The sequence below is a fragment of the Pseudomonas sp. IC_126 genome, assembly GCF_004331835.1.
Classification (GTDB): domain Bacteria; phylum Pseudomonadota; class Gammaproteobacteria; order Pseudomonadales; family Pseudomonadaceae; genus Stutzerimonas.
The window spans coordinates 271,209-296,365 of sequence record NZ_SJSS01000002.1 but is presented as its reverse complement, the minus strand read 5'-3'; the positions used below and the strand labels follow the sequence as shown (position 1 = coordinate 296,365).

Genomic DNA, 25,157 nt, shown 5'->3' with positions numbered 1-25,157 from the left:
TCTTCTGAAGGAACCAAACGATGAAAAAACTGCTTGCCGCCTTTGCCGCCGTCACGGCCTTCTCTGCCCAGGCTGCTGACGAATTGAACGTCGCTGCAACCGCCGTTCCGCACGCGGAAATCCTCGAATTCATCAAACCCCAGCTGGCCGAACAGGGCGTCGATCTGAAGGTGAAGGTCTTCACCGACTATGTGCAGCCGAACATTCAGGTTGCCGAAAAGCGCCTGGACGCCAACTTCTTCCAGCATCAGCCGTACCTAGATGAATTCAACAAGGGCAAGGGCACCGAGCTGGTCAGCGTCGCTGGGGTGCATATCGAGCCCTTCGGCGCCTATTCGAGCGAGCTGAAATCGCTGGACGATCTGCCGAAAGGCGCCAATGTGGTCATCCCCAACGATGCCACCAATGGCGGCCGTGCGCTGCTGCTGCTGGCCAAAGCCGGCGTGATCACCCTTGAAGAAGGCGCCGGCATCACCGCCACGCCGAAGGACATCGCCGGGAACCCGAAAAACATCAAGGTCCGTGAGCTGGAAGCCGCAACGCTGCCGCGCGTGCTGACCCAAGTCGATCTGGCGCTAATCAACACCAACTACGCGCTGGAAGCCAAACTCAACCCCACCGAAGATGCCCTGATCATCGAAGGCAGCGATTCGCCCTACGTGAACATCCTCGTCGCCCGGCCGGACAACAAGGACAGCGCCGCCATGCAGAAGCTGGCTGCCGCGCTGCATAGCGAAGAGGTCCGCAAGTTCATCGAAGAGAAGTACCAGGGCGCGGTCGTTCCCGCCTTCTGATCCTTTGCGAGCTGACAACGAACCCCGCCGCGTGCGGGGTTCGTCGTTAATTGCTGTAGGGCCTAACTTATTCGGCCACGAATTGGCAATGGCCGAACAAGTTCGGCCCTACGGAAAGGTTTCGTTTTTAGAGCGGGCCGGCTGGCCCAAAGCGCGATGCTTACTCCAGCGCCAGTACCATCGGCAATTGCTCTGCAAGCTTCTGGGTACGCATCGGTGCGCGGATGAAGCCACGCAGACGGCCGTCCGGGCCGATCAGCGCGAGATTGCCGCCGTGGTCGACGGTGTAATTCTCTTTCGAGGTGTCGCCCGGAATGAAGGGCACGCCAGCGGCGTTGGCAAGCGTCTGGATGTCATCCAGCGGCCCGGTAAGGCCGATAAATCCGGCATCGAAATAATCCAGATAGGTTTTCAGCTGCTCCGGCGTATCGCGCTCGGGGTCGACGCTCACCAGGATCGGCTGCATCCGTTGGCGCGTCTCCTCCGGCAGCATGCCGCGCAGCTGGCGCAGTTCAGCCAGCGTCGCCGGGCAGATATCTGGGCAAAAGGTGTAGCCAAAGAACAGCAGGTTCCACTGCCCTTCCAGTTGCTGCAGCGACACCGATTCGCCGTCCTGGTTGGTCAGCGTCAGCTCCGGCATGTCGCGCCCTTGGGGCAAGAGCACGATGCCGGCATCCAGCAGCTCGGCGGTATCGAGCTGGCGCTCGGTATTGAGCACTTTGGAAACCGTCAGGCCAATGACCAGCGCGACCAGCGCGACGAGAACTAATACGGTTTTCTGGATGCGGGTCATGGGGTTCCTTGTCGAGCGGCTCAGATATTGAGCAGCAGATAATGATCAACCAGTAGCGCGATGAACAGCGCGAACAGGTACCAGATACTGAATTTGAAGGTCTTGATCGCCGCATGAGGCCGGCTGTCGCGATAGAGCACGATGCTCCAGAACAGGAATCGCGCGCCCAGCAGCGCCGCCGCCGCGAGGTACAGCGGGCCGCTCATGTGAATGGCGAAGGGCATGAAGCTCACCGCCAGCAGCACCGCCGTGTAGAGCAGGATGTGCACCTTGGTGTAGTGCTCGCCATGGGTGACCGGCAGCATGGGCACGTTGACCTTGGCGTATTCGGCCTTGCGGTGGATCGCCAGCGCCCAGAAGTGCGGCGGCGTCCAGGCGAAGATGATCAGCACCAGCAACAGCGGCTCGGCAGTGATCTGGCCGGTCACCGCGACCCAGCCGAGCAGCGGCGGCGCAGCGCCGGCGAGCCCGCCGATGACGATGTTCTGCGGCGTGGCACGCTTGAGAAAGCCGGTGTAGATGACCGCATAACCGACCAGCGAAGCCAGCGTCAGCCAGGCCGCCAGCGCATTGGTGAAAGTCAGCAGCAGGCCCATTCCCGCCACACTCAGCAGTAACGCGAAGAACAGCGCGGCAGCCGGCGATACCCGACCCTCGGCCAGTGGCCGCTTGTGAGTGCGCGCCATCACTGAATCGATACGCCGATCAACCACATGATTGACCGCCGCCGCGCCCCCGGCACAGAGCGCAATCCCGAGGTTGCCGAACACCAACACGGTCCAGGGCACGCCTGCCCGCGTCGCCAGGAACATGCCCACTAGGGAGGTGATGAGCATCAGCAGCACCACCTTCGGCTTGGTCAGCTCCAGGTAATCGCGCCAGCTGGCCTGGGCGCCGCGTTCGCTGAGTAGAGTCGCCATGGGGTTCTCCTTGTGGTCAAGCGCGAGGCAGGTCGAGCCCGCCTACGGTGTTCGGGCGCTCCTGAGGTGCAGGCTCGCGCGCCGCGACGGCGCCCTGACTCAGGAGACGAAGGTTGATCAGTACGGTAACCAGCAGCAGCAGCGCTCCGCCGCCGTTATGGGCGACGGCGACGGCCAGGGGTAGATTGAACAGAACATTGCTGATGCCCAGCCCGACCTGCAGAGCCAGCGCGGCCAGCAGCAACCCGGCCAGACGCGGCAACCCGTTGCGCCAGAGCTGCCAGCTCAGGGCCAACAGAATGAGCGTCACGGTCAGCGCACCCAGGCGGTGAGTGACGTGGATGGCCGTACGCGCCTCGCCGAAGAGCATGCCACCCAAGTAATTCGGACCGATGTCGTGGTGGGTCAGATTGAAGGCATTGATGAAATCCATCTTCGGCCACCACTCGCCATGGCAGGTGGGGAAATCCGTGCAGGCCACCGCGGCGTAGTTGCTGCTGACCCAGCCACCTAGCGCCACCTGAAGGATCACCGCCAGCATGCCGATCACCGCTAACGTTCTGACCCAACGCGCCACGTTCGGGATCGCCGGTTGTCGACCGGACAAGCGCAGGCTCAGCAGGAACAGCAGGCTCAAGGTGGCGAAGCCGCCCAATAGATGCGCCGTGACCACTTGCGGCCAGAGTTGCAGGGTGACGGTCCACATGCCAAACGCCGCCTGGGCGATCACGACCGCCAGCAGCAGCAACGGCAACTTGACCGGTTGACCGGGCTCGGCGCGGCGGCGCACAGCCTGCACGGCGAGCGCGAGAATCACTAATCCCAACGCACCGGCGAAGTAGCGATGGACCATCTCGTTCCAACCCTTGTGCACCTCCAGCGGTGCTTCGGGGAAGCGCAGCGCGGCCAGGCTCTGTTTGTCTTCACTCATGGGCACGGTGAGAAACCCGTAGCAGCCGGGCCAGTCCGGGCAGCCAAGGCCAGCGTGGGTCAGCCGCGTGTAGGCGCCTAGCAACACCACCACCACAGCCAGCAGCGTGGCGAATACGGCAAGGCGATAACCGGGGCGTGATCTTGGCGACATAGGGTCCTCGTTATCGAAAAGCTTGTAGGCAGGTGCAGTGCCCAATTTCAACGTAGGGCTTGGCTTGCTCCCCTCACCCCAGCCCTCTCCCTGAGGGAGAGGGGGTTGGCTCAGTGCTTCTTCCAGCTTCAGGCTGCTTTTCAACCTATCTGCGAAATCTTCAGCAGGTACTTCAGGTCATCGAGAATCGCCTTGCCGTCTGCTTTCGCGTCATAGCGCAGCACCAGATTCCCGTGTGGGTCGACGATCCAGAGTTGCGGGCCGGTGGGCACGTCGGGATTGGCGCCGTACACGGTTGCGTCCAGCGAGTAGCGTTGCAGTTGCGGATATTCACGTTGCAGCCGCTGGTCATGATCGTTGGCCAGAGGCTCCGCGCTGGCCAGTGCATGGCCGGCGCGACCGGCTTCGCGAGCCAAACCGATATTGATCTGACGGGCCAGATAGACCAGCTGTTGGCAGTCCTCGGCGCAGCCTTGCGGTGCCGTGACCAGCAGCTCCCAGCGCGGTTCGGCGGCGACCGGCGTGCTGATCCCGAGCGCATCGCGGCCCTGTCCGGTCGCGACCAGAGCGCCGTCATAGGTTCGGGTTTGCGGCACCCAGAAGCCGAAGTGGTACATCGCGCTGGCCAGCAGCATGGGGCCGATCACCACGGCCAGGATCAGCAGCAGTTGCAGCCGCCCACGGCGCCGCTGCGGCGGCGCAGAGTTGAAGGTCGGATTCATCGTGGTCACTGCTTGCTCTCCCGTGCCTGGTGCACGCCGAAGTAGATGAACAACGCCAGCAACGCTGCCGCCAGCGCAAACCATTGCACCGCGTAACCCACATGCTGCTGCGGCTTCATGAAGGTCACCGGCCAGTCGGCGCGATATGCCGTGGGCCCCGGCTCCAGTCGCAGCTCGTAGCTGACGCCCTCGCGATCGAGCAGCTGCCAGATCTCGTCGACATCGACGTGATTGATCAGCCGCGGCCAGCCTTCAGCCATGCGTTTGCTAAGGATGAACGGCTCGCCCGAAGGGGCGTAGACCCAGGCCGCCAACTTCAACGGGCGATCCGGTGTGTCGAATTTCGGCGGGATGCGGCGATCCGGCCATGGCAGCCAACCCCGGTTGACCAGCACCCATCGGCCGCTGGCCTGATCCTGAAACGGCTGCAGCAGTTCGACGCCGACCTGGCCGTCGCGGGTGCGGCTGTCCAGCAGAAAGCTGTGCTCGACATCGAAACTGCCCTGTAGATGGATGCGGCTGTAGATGGGGTCTTCGAGATTTTCGATCTGCTCTGGCGACACTGGCGCAGCCCCTTGGCGGGCCTCCTGACGCGCCAGCATGTCGCGCTTCTGCTCGCCGCGCTCCAGCTGCCAGAAACCCAGCCAGACCAGCAGCGGCAACAGGCACAGCACCACCATCGTTGGCAGCAAACCCGGCTTGAAGCCGCTCATGCCGCGCCCCGCGACGTATTTATCCGGCTGGCTATACTCCACCCCCAACTTCCCCCAGTTCACCTATCACGGCGGACCCGCTCATGCTCAAGGCGGTGATTATTCTGTTATTAGTCGCCACGCTGGTCAGTCTGTTCAGTGGACTGTTCTTTCTGGTCAAGGACGAAGGCCGCACCTCCCGTCTGGTAACCGCCCTGTTCGTTCGTGTCTCCCTCACTGCATTGACTGTCGCGCTGATCGCCTGGGGCTTTTACTCCGGGCTGCTGCAGCCTGGCTTCGGATAGCGCCTACAGCGGGTTTGCAGCTTCAAAGCACATAAACGAAGACGAACAGGCCGAGCCATACCACGTCCACGAAGTGCCAGTACCAGGCCGCCGCCTCGAAGCCGAAATGTTGTTCAGGCGTGAAGTGGCCGCGAAAACTGCGCACCAGCATCACCGTCAGGATGATCGCCCCCATGGTGACGTGGGCTCCGTGAAAGCCGGTAAGCATGAAGAAGGTCGCGCCGTAAATGCCCGAGCCTAGCGTCAGGCCGAGTTCGGTATAGGCGTGCACGTACTCCTCGATCTGCAGGATGAGGAAAGCCACGCCGAGCAGCACGGTCAGCCCTAGCCCGAGCTTGAGGTGTTTGCGATTGCCCTTGCGCAGTGCGTGGTGCGCCCAGGTCAGCGTAAAGCTGGAGGTGACCAGGAGAATGGTGTTGATCAGCGGTAGTCCCCAGGCGCTGATGGTGCCTTCCGGCGCCGGGTACAGTTGGGGATCGGGGTTGTTCAGCAGCGGCCAGGTGTATTCGAAGTTGGGCCAGAGCATATTGCTGACGCCCTTGTCGCCATCGCCACCAAGCCAGGGGCCGACCCAGTAGCGGATGTAGAACAGCGTGCCGAAGAACGCAGCGAAGAACATCACCTCGGAGAAGATGAACCAGGTCATGCCCCAGCGGAAAGATCGATCCATCTGTCCGCTATAAAGGCCGGCACGACCTTCGCGAACCACCGAGCCGAACCAGCCGAACATCATGTAAACGATCAGCAGCGCACCGATGAAAAAGATCAGCGGACCGTTGGAGTCGGCACGCTCGGCCTTGAGGTCGTTGAACCAGCTGCCGAGGCCGTAGACGGTGACCAGCAGCGCAACCGTGGCAACGATGGGCCACTTGCTCTGGGCGGGGACGTAGTAATTCTCGTGCGTGGTGGTCTGTTTGTTCATTGCAGACTCTCCTTGGCCGCCACCACGGGCGCCTGATGGATGGCGGCGACGGGGGGTTGGCGAGACGTGATGTCGAACAGGGTGTAGGCGAGCGTCAGGTGACGCACGTCTGCGGGCAGATCACGATCAACGATGAAGCGCACCGGCATCTCGATGCGCTCACCGGGCTGCAACACTTGCTGGGTAAAGCAGAAGCACTCGGTCTTGTGAAAGTACGCAGCTGCCTTGGAGGGCGACACGCTGGGCACGGCCTGGGCCGTCATCGGCTTGTCCGTGGGGTTGTAGGCGACGAAGCGCATTTCCTGGCTGGCACCGGGATTCACGCTGAGCTGATCGGCCTGGGGACCGAATTCCCATTCCATGCCTGCGGCATTGGTGGCCAAGAACTGCACGCGAATCTCCCGCGCTACGTCCGTCGTCTGCGTTCCTTCGTAGGCGCCGGCCGTCTTGCCGTTGATGCCGAAGGCCTGGCACATGACGTCGTAGATCGGCACCAGTGCGAAGCCGAAGGCGAACATCGCCACCACGACGAACAGCAGACGGCGCACCAGGCGGGCGGTGGGCAGGGAATCGCTCATTGCATTCTCCTCGCGCAGGGCCGTTCATCGCGCAGCGCAGGGGCCTGCTCAGCCCTTTCGCAGCCGCCCTGGTGGGCTGAAGCCCACCCTACAAAAAGCTCGACACTATGCGGATGCAGGGTGAGCCGGGCGGCGCTCCGCTTCAGCCCACCATGGGAAACCCGTAGGGTGGGCTTCAGCCCACCAAAACAACCATCAGCCACTACCCGAGCAGCCGCAGAGCACGCCATCGAAGCCACCCGACTTCCAGCCGCCAAGCCTTCGGCGGCTTTCACCCTAATCATGCTTGGGCCCCGTGCGGTGCTCATGCAGCTCTTCCATGCTCGGCGGCACGCTGAAGGTGTGGTAAGGCGCCGGCGACGGCACGCTCCATTCCAGCCCTTCGGCACCGTCCCAAGGCTTGGCAGCGGCGACCGGGCCACCACGAATGCACTTGATGACGATGAACAGGAACAGCAGCTGTGTGGCGCCGAACATGAAGGCGCCCACCGACGAGATCATGTTGAAGTTGGCGAACATCATGTTGTAGTCCGGGATGCGCCGCGGCATGCCGGCCAGCCCGACGAAGTGCATCGGGAAGAACGCCAGGTTCATGCCGACGAAACTCATCCAGAAGTGCAGCTTGGCCAGCGTCTCGTCGTACATGTGCCCGGTCCACTTGGGCAGCCAGTAGTAGGCCGAAGCGAAGATGCCGAAGATAGCTCCCGGCACCAGCACGTAGTGAAAATGTGCCACTACGAAATAGGTGTCGTGGTACTGGAAGTCAGCCGGCGCGATGGCCAGCATCAATCCGGAGAAACCACCGATGCTGAAGAGAATGACGAAGGCCACGGCGAACAGCATCGGCGCCTCGAAGGTCAGCGAGCCGCGCCACATGGTCGACACCCAGTTGAACACCTTCACCCCGGTCGGCACGGCGATCAGCATGGTCGCGTACATGAAGAACAGCTCGCCGGTCAGCGGAATGCCGACGGTGAACATGTGGTGCGCCCAGACGACGAACGAGAGGAAGGCGATCGCGCCGGTGGCGTAGACCATCGAGGTGTAGCCGAACAGCGGCTTGCGCGAGAACGCCGGGATGATGGAGCTGACCGCGCCGAACGCCGGCAGGATCATGATGTACACCTCGGGATGACCGAAGAACCAGAACACGTGCTGAAACAGCACGGGATCGCCGCCGCCCGCCGCGCTGAAGAAGCTGGTGCCGAAGTGGATGTCCATTAGCATCATGGTCACCACGCCGGCCAGTACCGGCATCACCGCGATCAGCAGGAAGGCGGTAATCAGCCAGGTCCAGACGAACAGCGGCATCTTCATCAGCGTCATGCCCGGCGCGCGCAGGTTGAGCACGGTGGCGACCACGTTGATCGCGCCCATGATCGAGCTGATGCCCATCAAGTGGATGGCGAAGATAAAGAAGGTCACCGATTCGGGCGCATAGGTGGTCGACAGCGGTGCATAGAAGGTCCAGCCGAAGTTCGGCCCTCCGCCCTCCATGAACAGCGTCGACACCAGCAATCCGAATGCCGCTGGCAGCAGCCAGAAGCTGAAGTTGTTCATCCGCGGCAGCGCCATGTCCGGCGCGCCGATCATCAGCGGAATCATCCAGTTGGCCAGGCCGACGAAGGCCGGCATCACTGCGCCGAACACCATGATCAGGCCGTGCATGGTGGTCATCTGGTTGAAGAATTCCGGCTGCACGATCTGCAGGCCCGGCTGGAACAGCTCGGCGCGAATCACCATCGCCATCGAGCCGCCGAGCAGGAAGGCGCAGAAGCTGAACCACAGGTACATCGAGCCGATGTCCTTGTGGTTGGTGGTCAGCAGCCAGCGTGAGAGGCCCTTGGCTGGGCCGTGGTGATGGTCATGCTCGGCATGACCATGATCGTCGATCACTGCACTCATCACCTGATCCTCTTACTGGGTGGCTTCTTCGGCCTGTTTGAAGACGAGCACGTCTTTCGGCGTGACCATGTCGCCCTTGTCGTTGCCCCACGCGTTGCGCTCGTAGGTAATCACGGCGGCAAGGTCGACCTCGGACAGTTGCGGGCCGAACGCAGGCATCGAGGTGCCTGGCGCGCCCTTGACAACGATGCTGATGTGGTCCTCGGCTTCGCCGGTGGCGATCGGCGAGCCTTTCAGGGCTGGGAACATTGGCGGCAGGCCTTCACCCGTGGGCTGGTGACAGGATGCGCAATTGGTCTGGTAAACCTGTTCGCCGCGAGCGGCGAGTTCTTCGAGCGTCCATTCCTTGCTGGTCAACTCGGCAAGCTTGGCCGCTTCGGCCTTCTTCTCACCCAGCCAGGCAGCGTAGTCCTCGGCGGTCCTGACCTCGACCACGACCGGCATGAAGCCGTGATCCTTGCCGCACAGCTCGGTGCACTGGCCACGATAGATGCCGGGCTCCTCGACACGCGTCCAGGATTCGTTGATGAAGCCGGGGATCGCGTCTTTCTTGACCGCCAGCGCCGGTACCCACCAGGAATGGATGACGTCCGCGGCGGTGATCAGGAAGCGCACCTTGGCGCCCACCGGAATCACCAGCGGTTCGTCGACCTCCAGCAGATAGTGTTCGCCCTTGGGCGCCTGATTGTTGATCTGGTCGCGCGGTGTCGTGAGGTTGCTGAAGAACTCGACGTCTTCGCCCAGATACTTGTAATGCCACTTCCACTGGTAGCCGGTGATCTGGATATCCACGTCCGATTCGGATGCGTCATAGATGTGGATGAGAGTGCGCGTCGCCGGCACGGCCATGGCGATCAGGATCAACAAGGGAATGACGGTCCAGAGAACCTCGACCTTGGTATTTTCGTGGAAGTGCGCCGATTCCAGTCGTTTGGAACGCCGATGAGCGAACATCGACCAGAACATCACCGCGAACACCAGCACGCCGATGATCACGCAGATCCAGAAGATGGTCATGTGCAAATCGAATACGGAGCGACTGACGTCCGTTACACCAGGTCGCATATTCACGTCCCAGGCCGCCTGGGCCTGACCGAATAGCGACCACAGCCCAATCCCCATCCAGACTCGTGGATGTCGCGACATTGCGGGTTCCCCTTATGGTTCTTGTTATCCCGCCGACTGGCCTGTTGTCCGGACGCGAAGGGAGCCACGCTCACTTCGACGGCCTGACTACGCCTTGATCCGGTGCCCCCCAATTCCTGGTCACCAGCCTTCGCTTTGCACGCGCAGTCGGATTCAATCGGTACGCTTACGATCGGAGTATAGACAGCGTTCTCCGACTGGCAATTTCATCAGGTGCTCGGGTTAGCTTCCGCTTCGCGCGGCTGATCGTTCTTCTTCACGCCGCGGATATTCATCAGCGCAAGACACACCTGCAGCGTGATCAGCGCCCAGGCCTGGGCATGCCAACCCCAGATCACCCAAAGCAGGTTGCTCAGCAGAAAACACCAGAAGCCCACCGTGCGCCGGCTCGGTTTCAGCGAGCCGATCAACCACGCCGCCAAAACGGTGATGACCATAGCCGGCCATTGCAGCAGATCGATCCAGTCCACATCACCTCCACCTACGGAAGCGAGCGCCGTGCCGGCCGGCTCGCAGGAATATAGGGTTTGGTGCGCTCGCCGCTAGGGTTGGTTCCGTGCACCAGACGGTTTAGGCCTGCCGGCAACCGAGAAGCATCGCGCCGAGCAGTTCACACGAGTAAGCCTCCCGTGGCGATTTGTAGAGGCCGCGCCCCGCGGCGAATGCAGGCTGCCGAGGCGCTTCCATAGACAGCTCAGAGCAGGCTCAATTGCTGCCCTGGCGGCGCGAAGCGGCTGCAATCGAGACCGAAGTTCTGATCGCGACGGTTGTAGCCCAGGCGCTTGCAGGCCAGCTGGAACCGTTGAGCGAGTAGCTGAGCGAACTGCCCTTCTCCGCGCATGCGGCTGCCGAAGCGGCTGTCGTAGTCCTTACCGCCGCGCGACTGGCGTACCAGGCTCATCACATGCGCCGCGCGCTGCGGGAAATGCTCGGTCAACCAGGCCTCGAATAGCTCCGCCACCTCGTGGGGCAGGCGCAGCAGGACATAACCCGCCGACGCCGCACCGGCCTCGCGCGCGGCCTCGAGCATGCGCTCCAGCTCCATGTCGTTGATCATTGGAATCATCGGCGCGCACATCACGCTGACCGGAACACCCGCCTCGTGCAGAGTCCGCAAAACGCGCAGGCGCGCCGCGGGCGAGGCCGCGCGAGGCTCCATGATGCGCTTGAGCTCGTCATCCAGGGTGGTCAGGCTGACCGAGACGCTGACCAGCCGTTGCTCGGCCAAAGGCACCAGCAGATCCAGATCGCGCAGCACCAGCGAACCCTTGGTGATGATGTGCACCGGATGCTTGAAGCGCAGCAGTATTTCCAATGCCTGACGCGTCAGCCGCTGCTCGCGCTCCAGCGGCTGATAGGCGTCGGTATTGACTCCCAGCGCGATGGGTTGCGGCACGTAGCCGGGCTTGCTCAGCTCCTGCTCCAGGCGCTCGGCAAGGTTAGTCTTAGCGATCAGCCGCGTCTCGAAATCGATGCCCGGCGACAGGTCCCAATAGGCATGGCTGGGCCTTGCGAAGCAGTAAATACAGCCATGCTCACAACCCCGATACGGATTGACCGAACGATCGAAGCCAACGTCCGGTGACTGGTTGCGAGTGATGACGGACTTTGCCGTCTCGCTGCGCACTTCGGTCGCGCGGGTCGGCGGTACTTCCTGCTCCCAGCCGTCGTCATAGGCTTCGCTAAGGGTCGGCGCGAAACGGTTGTGCGGATTTATGGCGGTACCGCGACCGCGTGGTGTGGCGACGATGCTGGACATGGGCAGCCCTCATAACTGTTCATGCATACAGTATATGAGAACGATCAACATGCATTCGTCTTCCGACGAGCGCAGGGCCGGACGATTCATGACCGTCGGTCGGAATTGCGAGTGATTCACAGCCGCGCAAAATAGATCGTCTACAACGGTAGTACTCGGCTAAGAGGCCGTTGCGGAGAGAGAGAGCGGCAATGGATTCCAAGAGACCTTTGCATGCCCGGGAAAACAACTTTGATTTCCTGCGCTTTTTTGCAGCGTCGTTGGTGCTGCTCGTTCACAGTTATCCGCTGACCGGGCGCCGGCCTGACGAGCCCATCGAGCTGCTGACCGGCTATGAGAACGGCGGGGAATTCGCCGTCGCGATCTTCTTCGTCATCAGCGGCTACCTGATCACGTCGTCCTGGATCAATAGCAGCAGTGCGAGAAGCTTCCTGATCAAGCGCGCGTTGCGGGTCTTTCCAGCCTTGATACTGGCCGTTCTGTTATCGGCGTTCGTCATCGGCCCGCTGGTGACCGAGCGCAGCATGACCAGCTATTTCTCGTCCCCCATCACCTGGACATACCTGCAGAACATCTTGCTCGTCACGCGCTTCGAGCTGCCGGGCGTGTTCAGCCATAACATCTATCCGAACGTGGTGAACGGATCGCTGTGGACGCTTCCGCTCGAGGTACTGATGTACCTGGGCGTGCTGGTCATGGGTCTGGTTGGTTTGTTGAAGCCTCGGCTGATCTTTTTGCCCATCGCCGGCCTCGCCCTGGGCTACTTCTGGTTACTGGAGCGGCTCGGGATCGAGTCCTTCTTCATCACCAACGTCTTCAAGTTGGGCCTGCTGTATTACACCGGCGCTGCCATCTTCCTCTACCGCGACGCACTGCCCTGGCGCGGCTGGATTGCCGCCCTGTTCGTCGCGGCACTGGTGTTGACGTTTCATACCGCCGCCGGGCCGTATGTTTATGTGATCGCGCTGCCTTATCTGGTGATCTATCTCGCCTATGCGCCGATTCCGTTGCTTTCCCGGTTCGGCAAGTACGGCGATTTCTCCTATGGCATGTACATCTACGCCTTCCCTTTCCAGCAGCTCACCGTCTATCTGCTTGGCCACGAAATCGGTGTGTTCTGGCTGACGGTCATAAGCCTGGCGCCCACCTTGTTGCTGGCGATCCTGTCCTGGCACCTGATCGAGGCGCCGGCCATGAAGTTCAAGCAACGCCTAGCCCGGGCGCCAGAGCCTCGCCTGGTGCCACCCAAGACCTTGGTTTGAAACGCGACGTCGAATCGCCGTGGTTGCAGCGACAACCATATAAACACTCTGTGCTTGCTCTGCCTTTCGACCAGCGTGACCTCGCTGGTCGCCCCAGCGGCGCGGATCGGCAACGCAATCAGCGCAGATTGACGGGCAGTGGCGGGCCGCCGTCTTTTTGCCAGCTGCCACTGAGTTGGCCGTCGCGGCCAAGCCGAAGCTCGAACAGCGCGGGTACGTCACGCTGCTCTCGAAGCAAGGTGCGGTTGGCGTCGTGGCGCACGGCAAGTTCAATCGGGCCATCGTCCTCGTTGCGAAAATAGGCGGCTCTGGCCGCCCCTTCGACACTAGGTGGTGTGATTGCCAGGGTTATTCGATGACGGCTCTCGATCACACCGCGGTAAACGCCGCCTACCTGCGGCTTCGCCAGCTGCCTGCAATCGCCGCGTTGCTCCAGCAGCAGGCAGCGTCCGTACGAACTGAGATCCTCCGCAAGATCGGTGTAGGCGAAACTGTTCGAAAACTCATCAAGATCATCCAGTGCGCGTACTGCATGCGCCGAGCATCTTTCCGCAATTAGGGTCAGCTGCGCTTGTTTGAGCACCAGCCTGTCATGAGCGAGATTGGAGTCGAGATGGCGCGGCAAGCAGTGCTCGTAGATTCCACGCTGAATGGCGGCAGACTCGGCCTCTTCGTCAGTGGCGCTGTTCGCTGGAATTCGGGCAAGGAAATTCTCGATGCGCTCTATCCGCGCCTGGCTTACCCGTTCACGTAGCCGCTGCAGACCCGACTCGCTGAACAGATCGAACAACGAAAGGGGCGAGCCATCGGCTAGCGCGAACGCATAGCTGTTGCGGCCCATGCTGAGATAAGCGCCGTAATACTCACCAATGATATCCAGCGAAAGGAAGCCAGGCGTGTGCGCATGGATTTCGTAATCGAGGCTGACCACACCGTGCCCCGCCTCCTCTTTCGGCCAGATTCGCTCGAACGGCGACTGCTTGAAGTGGCCCGGCAAACCGTCGAGTTCGAACGCGTGCAGGTAGATATTGATTCGCTCCAGCGCAGCCGATTCGCCTTCGAACAACGGAAAGCGATAGGTCGACCATTCGCTCCGCGCGGCTTCGAGTGTGGAGACGCCTGGATCGGCAATTGACGACATCGGCACGAGGGCAAGCAGACAAAGCGACAGCAATCGCCTGTGGCACGTCATACGCATGAACCTCGGAACTGATTTGGGAATACGGCGTGACGCCTGAGAATAAACGCTTCCCTCGTTCGAATGTCCCCGATACTTGCTTCGAACCACCGCTGCGCAAGAACTCTCGCTCAGGCTGCGGTACGACGCACCTGCACCTTGCTGTACTCAGCTTCTGCACCGTCGCTGAGCTGAATGACGCCTCGTTGCATCAGTTCGCGGGCGCGCCAGTAGAGGAACAGGTCGGTCGGGAAAAAACCATCGCAGTGGCCCATGACCTGCGCCATAGCCCGTGCCAAGGGCATCCAGTCGGTGTGGCAGGCCGCAACCAACTCACCATCGATCGCCTTGTAGTCCTCGCCGGCAAAGCGCCCGGCGGTCCAGCGACGTATCGCTGCGCTCTCCTGAACGACCGCGCGCCATTGGCTGGCGAGTTCGGCGATCCTGCCCGGCTCGACGGTGCGTGGTTGATGGAGTGCCGCAAGAGCGTCCGGCGCGTGCATGGATACCGCCATTCGCGTGCCGACGCGACTGTCGCCGGTGCCACATACGACTTCCTGAAACGGCAGCGCCGAACCTTCAAGCACCGCTGCCACGCGAGCCAGCATCAGCTGCTCGGAGGCGCTGTCGCCATGCCAGACCGTCACCGGCCGTGACTGACTGGCCAGCCCCGCCAGAAACTCGGCATCATCAGCGAGGCCCACCGCAAAATCCGGACGCGGCGTCAGGGCAACGGGCCAGACGCCTTCCCAGAACGCCACACGCTCCGCGCAAGGTAGAGAATCGATATCGGCGAGCGGCCCGACGGCAAGATCGTCGCGCAGGACCCGCACCGTCTCGCCGTTGCCTTGGCCCAAGTGCTGCCGGACGCTGTCAGCGGCAAGGTCCCCACAGGTGAGATGCCACATGCCAAACCTCTAGTTGATCAGTCGGGTTTTTTCTTCAGCTTTGGATTCGGGAAGAACTGCACCGCCTGAACCTGCGGGTCGGCCGGTTTCGGCTTGGCCTGGTTGACCCGCGTGCCCAGCTCCGAGGGCACCGACTGCCCTTGGGCGTTGAGGGTATCGGCGTAGCCGCATTCGACGCATTCGCGATGCGGTACGCCATCGACGTCCCACATTTTGATGCTATCCGTCGCGCTGCATGCCGGGCACACCGCGCCGGCGATGAAGCGTTTGGTCGTCACTTTCGGCTCGTCAGTCATGCCACTTGCTCCGTCAGGCCGAGGTGGCGCAGCAGGGCGTCGGTGGATGGCTCGCGACCGCGGAAATCGACGAACAGCACCATCGGCTCCTGCGAACCACCGCGCGCTAGGATGGCATCGCGGAAGGCACGGCCGGTCTCGGGGTTGAACACGCCTTCTTCCTCAAAGCGCGAGAAAGCGTCGGACGACAGCACTTCGGCCCACTTGTAGCTGTAGTAACCAGCGGCGTAACCACCGGAGAAGATGTGCGCGAAGCTGTTGGGGAAGCGGTTGCTGGCCGGCGGGCGCATCACCGAGACCTCATTGCGGATGCCTTCCAGAACCTCTAGCACGCTTCGGCCATCGCCGTGGGTGGCGTGCAGCTCGAAGTCGAACAGCGAGAACTCCAGCTGGCGCACCATCATCAGCCCGGACTGGAAGTTCTTCGCTGCCAGCATCTGCTGCAACTTGTCCTGCGGGAGGCGTTCGCCGGTCTGGTAATGACCGGAGATCAGCGCCAGACCTTCCGGCTCCCAGCACCAGTTTTCCATGAACTGGCTGGGTAGCTCGACCGCATCCCAAGCCACGCCGTTGATGCCAGAGGCGCCAGCGTGTTCGACCTGGGTCAGCAGATGATGCAATCCATGGCCGAATTCGTGGAACAGGGTGGTGACTTCATCGTGGGTCAGCAGCGCCGGGCGCTCGCCGACCGGCGGTGTGAAGTTGCAGACCAGGTTGGCCACCGGCGTCTGCAGCGTGCCCAGGCAGGTGCGGCGCTTGTCGCGGGCGCCGTCCATCCAGGCTCCGCCGCGCTTGTTGGCGCGGGCGTAAAGGTCGAAGAAGAAACGACCGACGTGCTCGCCGTTCTCGCGGATCTCGAACAGGCGCACGTCCGGGTGCCAGCTGTCGAAATCTTCCAGCTCGTGAATCTCGATGCCGTACAGGCGCTGGACGATGGCGAACAGCCCGGACAGCACCTTGTCGATCGGGAAGTATTCGCGCAGCTCTTCCTGGTTCAGGCTGTAGCGCTGTTGGCGCAGCTTCTCGCCGAAGTAGCCGACATCCCAACTCTGGAGATCCGAAACGCCATTCTTAGCAGCGAAGGCGCGCAGTTCCTGCAGGTCGCGCTCGGCGAATGGCTTGCTGCGCTTGGCCAGGTCGCGCAGGAAGCCCAGCACCTGATCGGTGCTCTCGGCCATTTTGGTCGCCAGCGACAGCTCGGCGTAGTTGCCGAAGCCCAGCAGTTTGGCCAGTTCCTGACGCAGGTCGAGGATCTGCTCCATCACCGGGCCGTTGTCGAACTGACCGGCGTTCGGACCTTGATCGGAAGCGCGGGTGGAATAGGCGACGTAGACCTCTTCACGCAGCGCGCGGCTGTCGCCGTAGGTCATTACGGCGTAATAGCTGGGAAACTCCAGACTGATCAGCCAGCCGTCAAGCTCCTTGGCTTTTGCAGCTTCGGCCATCTGCGCCTTGGCCGAGTCGGTGATACCGGCCAGCAGGCTTTCGTCGGTGATGTGTTTAGTCCAGGCCTGGGTGGCATCGAGCAACTGATTGGAAAAGGTGCTGCCCAGCTCGGCGAGCTTCATCTGGATGGCGCCGAAGCGCTGCTGCTCGGCTGGCGGCAGGTCGATACCGGACAGGCGGAAATCGCGCAAAGCGTGCTCGATGATGGTTTTTTGTGCGACCTCGAAGCCTTCAGCCTCGGCGCTCAGTGATAGTGTCTGATAGGCGGCGAACAGATCGGCATTCTGGCCGAGTTCCGTGGCGTATGCAGACAGCTTGGGCAGACAAGCCTCGTAGGCTGCGCGCAATTCGGGGTTGTTGCGTACCGAATTCAGATGGCTGACCGGGCCCCAGGCGCGGCTGAGGCGCTCGTTCATTTCATCCAGGCCGACTACCAGCGTGGACCAGTCGAGGCTCTCTGCCGGACGGCTGAGCAGTTCCTGCAAGGCGACGCGGTTGTCGCCGAGGATGCTATCCACGGCAGGCTCGACGTGCTCGGGGCGAATCTCGGAATAGGGCGGCAGGTCGAAATCGCGAAGCAGCGGATTAGTAGCGGTCACGGCATTGGCCCTTTCAGATGAATACCCGCAGCATGTTAAAGACAAATGCCTGACCGTGCAGCTGGGGATCGGAGCGATAGCGCTTCCCTATCCCTTATGGCGCAGCGGTCTCAGGTACCTGCTCCGGCTCCTCCTCCCGCTGCGCATACCGCTGGGCCAGCACCGCGCAGACCATCAGCTGAATCTGATGGAAGATCATCAGCGGCAGGATGATCATCCCCACCGCGCTGGTGGCGAACAGCACCTGCGCCATGGGTACACCGGTGGCCATGCTCTTCTTCGAGGCAGCGAAGAGAATGGTGATGCGGTCTTCCAGATTGAAGCCCAGCCGCTTGCCGAGAAAATGCGTGGCCCAGAGCACGATGGCCAGCAGCACGCAGCAGACCAGCGTCAGCGCAACCAGGCGTGACAACGGCACCAGTTGCCAAAGGCCCTCGACTACCGCGTCGCTGAAAGCTGTGTATACCACCAGCAGGATCGAGCTCTGGTCGACGACCTTCAACCAGTTCTTGTTGCGCGTCACCCAAGCGCCGATCCAGCGCCGCGCGATCTGCCCGGCGACGAAGGGCACCAGCAGCTGCAGCACGATCTTGCCGATGGAGTCGAGTGTCGATCCGGCTTCGCCTTCAACACCCAGCAGCAACATCACCAGGATCGGCGTGAGGAAGATGCCGAGCAGGCTGGAGGCCGCCGCGCTGCAGATCGCCGCCGGGATGTTGCCGCGCGCCAGCGAAGTGAAGGCGATGGCCGACTGCACGGTGGCGGGCAGGGCGCAGAGATAAAGAATGCCAAGGTAGAGTTCGGTGCCGACCAGCGGCGTCAGTAGAGGCTTGAGCGCCAGGCCCAACAGCGGAAACATCACGAAGGTGCAGGCGAACACCAGCAGGTGCAGGCGCCAGTGGCCGGCACCGGCCAGAATGGCTTCGCGCGACAGCTTGGCGCCATGCATGAAGAACAGCAGGGCGATGGCCAGCGTCGTGGCCCAGCCGAAGATCACCGCGCCTTGGCCTTCGCAGGGTAGGAAGGTGGCGATGGCGATGACCGCCAGCAGGGCGAGGGTGAAGTTATCGAACAGCAGGCGCAGATGGGCCATGACTTAATTCCTTGTAGCTTGCAGACAACAGGCGACGACCTTATCGTGACCGGAATTTTCCGACTAACGCCAGGCAGGCACTAAATGTCGCCAATCGGACAAGAGGCTGCGCTGATCACCCGCCTCGGTGAGCTCAGAAAATTGCCACGGCCGGTCTATGGCCAGCTCGATTCGCCACCCAACCTCAAACTCGGCTATCGCCACAGCCACCCCTGGGTGCAGCTTTCCCATGCGGTAGAAGGGGTGCTCGAGGTGCGTACCGACCGCGGCCGCTTCATCGCCCCGCCGCTGCGCGCGGTATGGGTACCCGCGGGCATCACCCATCAGGTGTTCTGCGCGGCGGATACCTGCATCCGCAGCCTGTACATCGACCGCAGCGTGGCCGGCGACGCCCCGGAGCGCTGCCGCGTGTTGCAGATCAGCCCGCTGCTGCGCGAGCTGATTCAACACTTCAGCACACTGCCCGAAACCTATGCCGAGGACGGTCCGGCAGGCCGTCTGGTGCAGGTGTTGCTGGATCAGCTCGATTGCGCGCCGGAGATCGCACTGGTGCTGCCGCTGCCGGTCGAACCGCGCCTGCGCCAGCTGTGCAAACGACTGCAGAACCACCCCGACTCGCGTGAAACCCTGGCCGACTGGAGCCAAGCGCTGGGCGTCTCGGAACGCACCCTGAGCCGGCTGTTCCTGCGCGAAACCGGGTTAAGTTTTCGCGCCTGGCGACAACGTTTGCGACTGCTCAGCGCGCTGCCCGCGCTGGAGCGTGGCGAGCGAGTGACCGATGTGGCGCTGGGCTGCGGCTACGAATCACTATCGGCCTTCATCGCCGCGTTTCGCGAGCAGTTCGGCGCCACGCCCGGCGAGTTCTTCCGCGATGCCAGGCGGCAGAATCCGTCCGGGCTTCAAGTCCCTTCTTGAAACCCGGCCCGCCAGGCCCGAAGCTTGAGCGCACTCGCAAAGGAGCCAACCATGTCCATCCGCACCTATCAGAACCACACACCCAAGCTCGGCGAGCGCGTCTTCGTCGACCCCAGCGCCGTGCTGATCGGCGACATCGAGATCGGCGCGGACAGCTCGGTATGGCCGCTGACGGTGATCCGCGGCGACATGCACCGCATCCGCATCGGCGCGCGCAGCAGCATCCAGGACGGCAGCGTGCTGCATATCACCCACGCTGGCCCGTTCAACCCGGACGGCTTCCCGCTGGTCATCGGCGATGAGGTCACCGTCGGCCACAAGGTCACCCTGCACGGCTGCACCCTGGGCAGCCGCATCCTGGTGGGTATGGGTTCGATCGTCATGGACGGCGCCATAGTCGAAGACGAAGTCATCATCGGCGCCGGCAGCCTGGTGCCGCCGGGCAAGACGCTGGAAAGCGGCTTTCTTTACGTCGGCAGTCCAGTGAAACAGGCCCGCCCGCTGACCGAAAAGGAGCGCAGCTTCTTCAGCTATACCGCTGGCAACTACGTGAAGCTGAAGAACCTGCATATGGCGGAGGGGGTTTGAAAGCAGCTGGAAGCCGGAAGCTTTAAGCGGAAAACATCAGCAGCCCGCTTGCTAGAATTTCTGGTCAACGAAAACACCACTGACGAGCCGCCCATGCACCACTCCACCATCCTCTTCGACCTCGACGGCACCCTCACCGACCCGCGCGAAGGTATTACCCGTTCGATTCAACATGCGCTGGCCAAGCTCGGCATCGACGAGCCGGACCTGACCAAACTCGAACCCTTTATCGGCCCGCCGCTGCTGCAGGCGTTCATGCAGTTCTACGGCTTCGACGAGGCGCGCGCGTGGGAAGCGGTGGGGCATTACCGTGAGCGCTTCAAGGTCACCGGCCTCTACGAAAACCTTCTGTTCGATGGCGTGCTGGAAATGCTGGAGCACCTGCGCGGCCAGGGCCGTACGCTCTATGTCGCCACCTCCAAGCCCTCGGTGTTCGCGCGCGAGATCGCCCGGCATTTCGCCTTCGACCATCACTTCAAGGTGATCTATGGCAGCGAGCTGGACGGAACCCGCACCAATAAGGTCGAGCTGATCGCGCACTTGATCGCCGAGGAAAGGCTGGAAGCCGCACAGACTCTGATGATCGGCGACCGTAAGCACGACCTGATCGGCGCGCGTGAAAACGGTTTGCAGGCCGCCGCCGTGGGTTACGGCTTCGGCAGCCACGCCGAACTGATGGCCGAGTCGCCCGCCTACTACTACGCCACGCTACCGGCGCTGCGCGCGGCGTTCAGCTAAGAGCCTGCTCACGATCTCGTGAGCTAGAGACCTGCAAGGCAAAAACAGGCGAGGTAGCGGACTGGGCTCGCACTCGAGTTTACTGGGGTAATCCGAGCCTGTTTTTAACGCAGCAGGGCCGACGCGCAGCAGATCGTGAACCGGCTCTAAGAGGCTTGGTCGCGCTCGGGGCCGAAGGTGACCGGGGGCGAGCCATCGGCGTTGATCTGTTCGACACGCAGCGGTCGGCCTTCGCCGTCGAGGCTGATGCGCCCGATACCGGCACCGTTCCACAAACGCTCACCGGATCGGCTGCGGCTCGGCAGCCACGGCTGGACCCGCACGCGGCGGCGCTTGGTGAACCAGTTCAACGGCGAGCGCGGCGAATAGAGCCAGCGGTTGAGCCGGTCGAACAGATCCAGCAGGCGACGGGGAAACTCGTTCTTCACCCCGCTGCTGGTGATCTGCCACAGCCGCGGCCCCTCGACACGGCCGCGGATATGTACCTCGTAGGCGAAGGAATAATGTACGTCGCCGGACAGGATCACGTAGTTTCCCGGCGTACGGGTATGGCGAAAAATGTTGAGCATGGTCTGCGCGGCGCCGCGATGGGCCATCCAGTTTTCCGCATCGACCAGCAGCGACTGCCCCGCCCAGCTGAACACCCGCTGCACGGTCTCGATCAGCTTGACGCCGAACATCGGTGTCGGCGAGACGATGACCACCGAGCGCTGATCGAGTAGGTGCTGCTGGAGGTCGGTGAGCGCCTCCCAGTCCATCAGACCCGACGGCCGGCTCAGGTGGAGTTCGCTACGCCAGCGCCGGGTGCGAGTGTCGAGCACCACCACCGCCGGTTCGCTGGGTAGAACGTAGCCCCAATCGCCCCGTTGCAGCACCTCATCCACCATCTCATCCTGCAGCGCGCAATCGAGCCGCCCATCTTCACCGCTTGCCAATAACGCCTCGATGGCCTGCAGCGGCGCAGCGTAATCCTCGGGAACATTGCCCCAGGCTTGGCACAGCAGGTAGCCGAGCAGCGCATTGCCGAGGATGCGTCGCGAAAAGGGATGGCCGTAGGCGGTCTGTTCCCAGCGGGCGCTGAGGTTCCAGTCGTCGGTGACGTCGTGATCATCGAAGATCATCAACGACGGCAGATGCGCCAATGCGCGCGCGACCGTTGGCAAGCCCGCCTGGAAAGCCTCCATGCAGCTCGCCTCGCGAGACCAGCGTTCGGCCAGTTTCTCGTCCAGCGGCGGTGCCTGTACTTCGATCAGGCGCCAAGGTACGGGCGACCAGACCAGCAGGTACATCGCCAGCACCTCGGCCAGCGTCACCAGGTGGTTATGCGCGTTGGCGGTGGTAAAGACCGGCTTCTCGACTCCGCCAAAGAAGCGCTCACGTAACGCCTCGTTGGACTTGAACGCCGGCAGCAACTGCTCGCGTCGGTAATAGGTGGCCGGATGCGACATCAGCTCATCGCTGTCGGCTACGGTCGCGCCTTCCAGGCATTCGCCATAAAGCCCGAGCCGACGGATCAGCGCATGAATGGCGACCAGGGTCGGCCCGGCGACGTCGTCGATGTAGACCTGATCGCCGGTCATCAGTAGCGCGGCGGGCCAGCGTTCGGGTGTCTGGCGCGCCTGGGCAATCAGCTCGTCAACCCTCACCAGCCCGTCCGCCGAAGCGTGATGCGGCTTGCGGCAGGAACCGTGCAGCAAGTCATCGTAACGCGAGCGGATGACGAAGGCTGGTCGGTCGGCGCCGTCGTGAAGCAGATGCGGCGCCCATTCGGCAATCGTCTGTTCGACCCCATCGCGTAGGATCACCAGGTCGTATTCGACCAGCCGATCGACCGGTAACGGCGCATCCAGGCGCAGGTCGATCAGATGCAACCAGGCCGAAGTGCCGATACGTAGCCGACGGCAGGCCTCGCCGACCAGCGCCAGCGAGCGCGCCGGCTCGCCGTCGGGGTGCAGCGTCAGGCGCAACGAAAGCGGCTCGCTGGCAACCAGCCAGAGCACCAGGCGGTCGGCCTGCAACCTGCGCAACAGCGGCCCAGCGAGCACAGGCGGCAGGGATGAGAGGGTGTCGGATGTCGAGTTGGACATGCAGCGGCTCGATGGGCGGCGATGAAAGTCAGAGTGTAACGAATACGGCCGGTTCGCCCCGTCCTGCAGAGTCACTCATCTGTCTGCCCAATCCCGCTCGCCCGCGGCACTGCACCAGCGAATCGCCTCAGGCCCGACGTTTCGCTCGTTGTTCGATAAGGTGCTGCAGGCGATAGAGGTACGCGAAGCCCTGTTCCCAACGGCGATGCCCGGACGCTACGTTGACATGCCCGGCCCCGCTGAGAATCGCCACTTCACTGCCCCAGGCATTGCCCATCGCCCAGGCGCGTTCGGGGCTGGCTGCCACATCGTTGTCCGACCCCACCAGCAGGCTGGGAAAAGGCAGCGCCGCAACCGGCAGCGGGGCGAAATTGCGCAACGGCTCAGGGCAGCCAGGGCGTTCGACGTCTGCCGGCGCGACCAGTAGCGCACCACGCACCCGCCGTAGCGATTCGGACGAAGCCTGCAACGCCCAGTGCGCCACGGTCACGCAGCCCAGGCTGTGGGCGATCAGCACCACCGATCCCGATACAGACGCGACGCTACGATCGAGTTCACTGACCCACGCCTGGCGTTGCGGCAGCAGCCAGTCGTCCTGCTCTACGCGTCTTGAATTGGGCAACGTGCGTTGCCAATGGCTTTGCCAGTGTTCATCTGGCGAACCCTGCCAACCCGGCACGACGACGTAGTGAATGGTTTCGCTGGCCATGAGAGCACCGCTCCAAGAGTCTGCAATAGCGCAACAGACTAACCAACGCCAAGCAAAACCATAAAGAATAAGAAATTCTTTTGTTATTCCCGGATGTGCTTATTCGTAGATCGTAGAGACTTCATCTTGTTATTTCTAAAATGCATATAAATGTTCTCAAATAATATTTTAGAGAATATCCAAGAGCCCCTTATGATCCGCCAGACCCGATTCGAGCTGTAGCGCCACCTGTGGTCACACCCGCAGAGGACAAAACAATGACAACCACGCTTCGTACACCAAAGGCCCAGGACGACGCAGTCATCCTGCATGAGATCCGCAGCGCGTTGCATGACCTTAAGTTCGGCTCGGTGGAGATCACCCTGCACAACGGCCAGGTCGTGCAGATCGAGCGCAAGGAAAAAATCCGCCTGCAGCCATCCAGCAAACAGGCCTGAACCCAACCCCACCCCGACCGGACCACCGGAGGGCGTGACATGAGCACACAAAGGAAAGCCCGACCATGTACACGCCAAGCCAACACCCGCTCCCGACGTATCGCTGTCGTTGCCGAATGCGCAGCTGACGCACCCGCTTCATTACCGATACCCGTTACGTCAACGCATCCACCGGGATGCGCCAAGGAGCCTTCATGTCCATCGGAAAATCCATCCTGGCCGTTCTGGCCAGCACCCTCATCGCCGGTCAGACGCTTGCCGCCGATTCTCTACTCAATGTGTCCTACGACCCGACCCGTGAGCTGTACGTCGATTTCAACGCCGCTTTCAACAAGCACTGGCAGGCGCAAGGCCATGAGCCGTTACGCGTCCAGCAGTCCCATGGCGGCTCGGGCAAACAGGCCCGCGCGGTCATCGACGGCCTGCGCGCCGACGTGGTGACGCTCGCGCTGGCCGGCGATATCGACGAGCTGCACCGGATCGGCAAGCTCATCCCAGCCGACTGGCAGTCGCGCCTGCCGGACGCCAGTACGCCCTATACCTCGACCATCGTGTTCCTGGTGCGCAAGGGCAACCCGAAAGGCATCCAGGATTGGGACGACCTGATCGAGCCCGGCGTCGAGGTGATCACCCCCAACCCGAAAACCTCCGGCGGCGCGCGCTGGAATTTTCTCGCCGCCTGGGCCTGGGCCCAGCAGGAATACGGCAGCGAGGAAAAGGCTCAGGCGTACGTCGAGCAGCTCTACAAGCAGGTGCCGGTGCTCGATACCGGGGCGCGCGGCTCGACCATCACCTTCGTCAACAACGGGATCGGCGATGTGCTGCTGGCCTGGGAGAACGAGGCCTTCCTGGCGCTCAAGGAACAAGGCGGCGACCAACTCGAGATCATCGCGCCGTCGCTGTCGATCCTCGCCGAGCCGCCGGTCGCGGTGGTGGACAAAAACGTCGAGCGCAAGGGCACCCGTGAAGTCGCCGAGGCCTACCTGAACTACCTCTACAGCGACGAGGGTCAGCGCATCGCCGCCAAGCACTTCTACCGCCCACGCAACCAGGCGGTCGCTGCCGAGTTCGCCGAGCAGTTCCCCGCGCTGAAGCTGGTGACCATCGATGACGACTTCGGCGGCTGGAAGAGCGCGCAGCCGAAGTTCTTCAACGATGGCGGCATCTTCGACCAGATCTACCAGACCGAATGAAGCTACTGCGCTTGCTCATACTTCGTTGAAGACCGGCTCGGGCCTGCTCATTTACCGCCCGTAAACTCCGCGACCCTCGCCGGTCTTCG

At 62.4% G+C, this 25,157-nt stretch carries 26 protein-coding genes; 8 read left to right on the top strand and 18 right to left on the bottom strand.

The genetic code is table 11. The features are described from left to right. Nucleotides 1-20 precede the first annotated feature (20 nt). Complete coding sequence (locus E0D86_RS06840; protein ID WP_131649245.1) at nt 21-794, top strand: MetQ/NlpA family ABC transporter substrate-binding protein; 774 nt, start codon at nt 21-23, stop codon at nt 792-794. A 160-nt stretch (nt 795-954) separates the two neighbouring features. Here the strand turns inward: E0D86_RS06840 and E0D86_RS06835 are convergent, their stop codons facing one another. The 5 genes from E0D86_RS06835 to E0D86_RS06815 form a co-directional block, all read right to left on the bottom strand. Then, entirely contained in the window at nt 955-1,587 is a 633-nt protein-coding gene (locus tag E0D86_RS06835; protein WP_131649244.1) for an SCO family protein, read from the bottom strand. A 20-nt stretch (nt 1,588-1,607) separates the two neighbouring features. Continuing rightward, nucleotides 1,608-2,507: a heme o synthase gene (gene cyoE, locus E0D86_RS06830; protein ID WP_131649243.1), complete on the bottom strand. Its 900-nt coding sequence runs from the start codon at nt 2,505-2,507 to the stop codon at nt 1,608-1,610. A gap of 16 nt (nt 2,508-2,523) precedes the next feature. Beyond that, nucleotides 2,524-3,591 carry a heme A synthase gene (locus E0D86_RS06825; protein WP_131649241.1) on the bottom strand — a complete coding sequence of 356 codons (1,068 nt, stop codon included), beginning with the start codon at nt 3,589-3,591 and terminating at the stop codon, nt 2,524-2,526. Nucleotides 3,592-3,731: 140 nt separating this feature from the next. Further along, complete coding sequence (locus E0D86_RS06820) at nt 3,732-4,313, bottom strand: hypothetical protein (protein ID WP_131650008.1); 582 nt, start codon at nt 4,311-4,313, stop codon at nt 3,732-3,734. 5 nt (nt 4,314-4,318) lie between these two features. Further along, the gene (locus tag E0D86_RS06815; RefSeq protein ID WP_131650007.1) at nt 4,319-5,026 is read right to left on the bottom strand and encodes an SURF1 family protein; all 708 of its coding nucleotides are present in this window, start codon (nt 5,024-5,026) and stop codon (nt 4,319-4,321) included. A gap of 83 nt (nt 5,027-5,109) precedes the next feature. On the opposite strand from E0D86_RS06815, the gene E0D86_RS06810 reads away from it, so the two are divergent. After that, nucleotides 5,110-5,310, top strand: coding sequence for a twin transmembrane helix small protein (locus E0D86_RS06810; protein WP_131649240.1), 201 nt, complete (start codon nt 5,110-5,112; stop codon nt 5,308-5,310). A 22-nt stretch (nt 5,311-5,332) separates the two neighbouring features. Here the strand turns inward: E0D86_RS06810 and E0D86_RS06805 are convergent, their stop codons facing one another. The 6 genes from E0D86_RS06805 to E0D86_RS06780 form a co-directional block, all read right to left on the bottom strand. Next, the gene (locus E0D86_RS06805) at nt 5,333-6,232 is read right to left on the bottom strand and encodes a cytochrome c oxidase subunit 3 (RefSeq protein ID WP_131649238.1); all 900 of its coding nucleotides are present in this window, start codon (nt 6,230-6,232) and stop codon (nt 5,333-5,335) included. Further along, nucleotides 6,229-6,810, bottom strand: a complete 582-nt coding sequence (locus E0D86_RS06800) for a cytochrome c oxidase assembly protein (RefSeq protein ID WP_131649237.1) — start codon at nt 6,808-6,810, stop codon at nt 6,229-6,231. Before E0D86_RS06800 ends, E0D86_RS06805 begins: the two co-directional genes overlap by 4 nt. A 276-nt stretch (nt 6,811-7,086) precedes the next feature. Beyond that, on the bottom strand, nt 7,087-8,715 hold the full coding sequence (gene ctaD, locus E0D86_RS06795) for a cytochrome c oxidase subunit I (protein ID WP_131649236.1): 1,629 nt from the start codon (nt 8,713-8,715) through the stop codon (nt 7,087-7,089). Nucleotides 8,716-8,727: 12 nt separating this feature from the next. Further along, a complete protein-coding gene (coxB, locus tag E0D86_RS06790) occupies nt 8,728-9,861 on the bottom strand; it encodes a cytochrome c oxidase subunit II (RefSeq protein ID WP_131649235.1) in 1,134 nt (377 codons plus the stop codon). A 209-nt stretch (nt 9,862-10,070) separates the two neighbouring features. Beyond that, entirely contained in the window at nt 10,071-10,331 is a 261-nt protein-coding gene (locus E0D86_RS06785; RefSeq protein WP_131649234.1) for a hypothetical protein, read from the bottom strand. 224 nt (nt 10,332-10,555) lie between these two features. Beyond that, entirely contained in the window at nt 10,556-11,620 is a 1,065-nt protein-coding gene (locus tag E0D86_RS06780; RefSeq protein ID WP_131649233.1) for a PA0069 family radical SAM protein, read from the bottom strand. Between the two features lie 191 nt (nt 11,621-11,811). Here E0D86_RS06780 and E0D86_RS06775 point away from each other — a divergent pair, with 191 nt between their 5' ends. Continuing rightward, entirely contained in the window at nt 11,812-12,882 is a 1,071-nt protein-coding gene (locus E0D86_RS06775; protein ID WP_131649232.1) for an acyltransferase, read from the top strand. Nucleotides 12,883-13,000: 118 nt separating this feature from the next. On the opposite strand, the gene E0D86_RS06770 is transcribed toward E0D86_RS06775, so the two are convergent. The 5 genes from E0D86_RS06770 to E0D86_RS06750 form a co-directional block, all read right to left on the bottom strand. Continuing rightward, nucleotides 13,001-14,080, bottom strand: a complete 1,080-nt coding sequence (locus E0D86_RS06770; protein ID WP_231752149.1) for a hypothetical protein — start codon at nt 14,078-14,080, stop codon at nt 13,001-13,003. 110 nt (nt 14,081-14,190) lie between these two features. Beyond that, entirely contained in the window at nt 14,191-14,967 is a 777-nt protein-coding gene (locus tag E0D86_RS06765; protein WP_131649231.1) for a DUF1835 domain-containing protein, read from the bottom strand. 17 nt (nt 14,968-14,984) lie between these two features. Continuing rightward, nucleotides 14,985-15,263, bottom strand: a complete 279-nt coding sequence (locus tag E0D86_RS06760; protein ID WP_131649230.1) for a YheV family putative zinc ribbon protein — start codon at nt 15,261-15,263, stop codon at nt 14,985-14,987. Next, nucleotides 15,260-17,308: an oligopeptidase A gene (prlC, locus tag E0D86_RS06755; RefSeq protein ID WP_131649229.1), complete on the bottom strand. Its 2,049-nt coding sequence runs from the start codon at nt 17,306-17,308 to the stop codon at nt 15,260-15,262. Before prlC ends, E0D86_RS06760 begins: the two co-directional genes overlap by 4 nt. A gap of 94 nt (nt 17,309-17,402) precedes the next feature. Continuing rightward, nucleotides 17,403-18,401 (bottom strand): bile acid:sodium symporter family protein, encoded by a 999-nt coding sequence (locus tag E0D86_RS06750; protein ID WP_131649228.1) that lies wholly within the window; start codon nt 18,399-18,401, stop codon nt 17,403-17,405. Nucleotides 18,402-18,485: 84 nt separating this feature from the next. Between E0D86_RS06750 and E0D86_RS06745 the strand changes: the two genes are divergently transcribed. The 3 genes from E0D86_RS06745 to E0D86_RS06735 all read left to right on the top strand — a co-directional run bounded on the left by E0D86_RS06745 (nt 18,486) and on the right by E0D86_RS06735 (nt 20,642). Next, complete coding sequence (locus E0D86_RS06745) at nt 18,486-19,316, top strand: helix-turn-helix domain-containing protein (RefSeq protein ID WP_131649227.1); 831 nt, start codon at nt 18,486-18,488, stop codon at nt 19,314-19,316. A 51-nt stretch (nt 19,317-19,367) separates the two neighbouring features. Next, the gene (locus E0D86_RS06740) at nt 19,368-19,904 is read left to right on the top strand and encodes a gamma carbonic anhydrase family protein (RefSeq protein ID WP_131649226.1); all 537 of its coding nucleotides are present in this window, start codon (nt 19,368-19,370) and stop codon (nt 19,902-19,904) included. Nucleotides 19,905-19,997: 93 nt separating this feature from the next. After that, complete coding sequence (locus tag E0D86_RS06735) at nt 19,998-20,642, top strand: HAD family hydrolase (protein WP_131650005.1); 645 nt, start codon at nt 19,998-20,000, stop codon at nt 20,640-20,642. Between the two features lie 146 nt (nt 20,643-20,788). Here the strand turns inward: E0D86_RS06735 and E0D86_RS06730 are convergent, their stop codons facing one another. Continuing rightward, nucleotides 20,789-22,729, bottom strand: coding sequence for an alkaline phosphatase family protein (locus tag E0D86_RS06730; protein WP_177493030.1), 1,941 nt, complete (start codon nt 22,727-22,729; stop codon nt 20,789-20,791). A gap of 127 nt (nt 22,730-22,856) precedes the next feature. Beyond that, entirely contained in the window at nt 22,857-23,438 is a 582-nt protein-coding gene (locus tag E0D86_RS06725; RefSeq protein ID WP_131649225.1) for an alpha/beta hydrolase, read from the bottom strand. A gap of 257 nt (nt 23,439-23,695) precedes the next feature. Between E0D86_RS06725 and oscA the strand changes: the two genes are divergently transcribed. Continuing rightward, on the top strand, nt 23,696-23,875 hold the full coding sequence (gene oscA / locus E0D86_RS06720; RefSeq protein WP_131649224.1) for a sulfur starvation response protein OscA: 180 nt from the start codon (nt 23,696-23,698) through the stop codon (nt 23,873-23,875). A gap of 194 nt (nt 23,876-24,069) precedes the next feature. Continuing rightward, complete coding sequence (locus E0D86_RS06715; RefSeq protein WP_131649223.1) at nt 24,070-25,068, top strand: sulfate ABC transporter substrate-binding protein; 999 nt, start codon at nt 24,070-24,072, stop codon at nt 25,066-25,068. The last annotated feature ends 89 nt before the right edge of the window (nt 25,069-25,157 follow it).

Excerpts from the sequence above, each read along its gene's own strand:
- E0D86_RS06840 (WP_131649245.1), top strand. The coding sequence starts at position 21 with ATGAAAAAACTGCTTGCCGCCTTTGCCGCCGTCACGGCCTTCTCTGCC.
- E0D86_RS06835 (WP_131649244.1), bottom strand. The coding sequence starts at position 1,587 with ATGACCCGCATCCAGAAAACCGTATTAGTTCTCGTCGCGCTGGTCGCG.
- cyoE (WP_131649243.1), bottom strand. The coding sequence starts at position 2,507 with ATGGCGACTCTACTCAGCGAACGCGGCGCCCAGGCCAGCTGGCGCGAT.
- E0D86_RS06825 (WP_131649241.1), bottom strand. The coding sequence starts at position 3,591 with ATGTCGCCAAGATCACGCCCCGGTTATCGCCTTGCCGTATTCGCCACG.
- E0D86_RS06820 (WP_131650008.1), bottom strand. The coding sequence starts at position 4,313 with ATGAATCCGACCTTCAACTCTGCGCCGCCGCAGCGGCGCCGTGGGCGG.
- E0D86_RS06815 (WP_131650007.1), bottom strand. The coding sequence starts at position 5,026 with ATGAGCGGCTTCAAGCCGGGTTTGCTGCCAACGATGGTGGTGCTGTGC.
- E0D86_RS06810 (WP_131649240.1), top strand. The coding sequence starts at position 5,110 with ATGCTCAAGGCGGTGATTATTCTGTTATTAGTCGCCACGCTGGTCAGT.
- E0D86_RS06805 (WP_131649238.1), bottom strand. The coding sequence starts at position 6,232 with ATGAACAAACAGACCACCACGCACGAGAATTACTACGTCCCCGCCCAG.
- E0D86_RS06800 (WP_131649237.1), bottom strand. The coding sequence starts at position 6,810 with ATGAGCGATTCCCTGCCCACCGCCCGCCTGGTGCGCCGTCTGCTGTTC.
- ctaD (WP_131649236.1), bottom strand. The coding sequence starts at position 8,715 with ATGAGTGCAGTGATCGACGATCATGGTCATGCCGAGCATGACCATCAC.
- coxB (WP_131649235.1), bottom strand. The coding sequence starts at position 9,861 with ATGTCGCGACATCCACGAGTCTGGATGGGGATTGGGCTGTGGTCGCTA.
- E0D86_RS06780 (WP_131649233.1), bottom strand. The coding sequence starts at position 11,620 with ATGTCCAGCATCGTCGCCACACCACGCGGTCGCGGTACCGCCATAAAT.
- E0D86_RS06775 (WP_131649232.1), top strand. The coding sequence starts at position 11,812 with ATGGATTCCAAGAGACCTTTGCATGCCCGGGAAAACAACTTTGATTTC.
- E0D86_RS06770 (WP_231752149.1), bottom strand. The coding sequence starts at position 14,080 with ATGCGTATGACGTGCCACAGGCGATTGCTGTCGCTTTGTCTGCTTGCC.
- E0D86_RS06765 (WP_131649231.1), bottom strand. The coding sequence starts at position 14,967 with ATGTGGCATCTCACCTGTGGGGACCTTGCCGCTGACAGCGTCCGGCAG.
- E0D86_RS06760 (WP_131649230.1), bottom strand. The coding sequence starts at position 15,263 with ATGACTGACGAGCCGAAAGTGACGACCAAACGCTTCATCGCCGGCGCG.
- E0D86_RS06750 (WP_131649228.1), bottom strand. The coding sequence starts at position 18,401 with ATGGCCCATCTGCGCCTGCTGTTCGATAACTTCACCCTCGCCCTGCTG.
- E0D86_RS06745 (WP_131649227.1), top strand. The coding sequence starts at position 18,486 with ATGTCGCCAATCGGACAAGAGGCTGCGCTGATCACCCGCCTCGGTGAG.
- E0D86_RS06740 (WP_131649226.1), top strand. The coding sequence starts at position 19,368 with ATGTCCATCCGCACCTATCAGAACCACACACCCAAGCTCGGCGAGCGC.
- E0D86_RS06735 (WP_131650005.1), top strand. The coding sequence starts at position 19,998 with ATGCACCACTCCACCATCCTCTTCGACCTCGACGGCACCCTCACCGAC.
- E0D86_RS06730 (WP_177493030.1), bottom strand. The coding sequence starts at position 22,729 with ATGTCCAACTCGACATCCGACACCCTCTCATCCCTGCCGCCTGTGCTC.
- E0D86_RS06725 (WP_131649225.1), bottom strand. The coding sequence starts at position 23,438 with ATGGCCAGCGAAACCATTCACTACGTCGTCGTGCCGGGTTGGCAGGGT.
- oscA (WP_131649224.1), top strand. The coding sequence starts at position 23,696 with ATGACAACCACGCTTCGTACACCAAAGGCCCAGGACGACGCAGTCATC.
- E0D86_RS06715 (WP_131649223.1), top strand. The coding sequence starts at position 24,070 with ATGTCCATCGGAAAATCCATCCTGGCCGTTCTGGCCAGCACCCTCATC.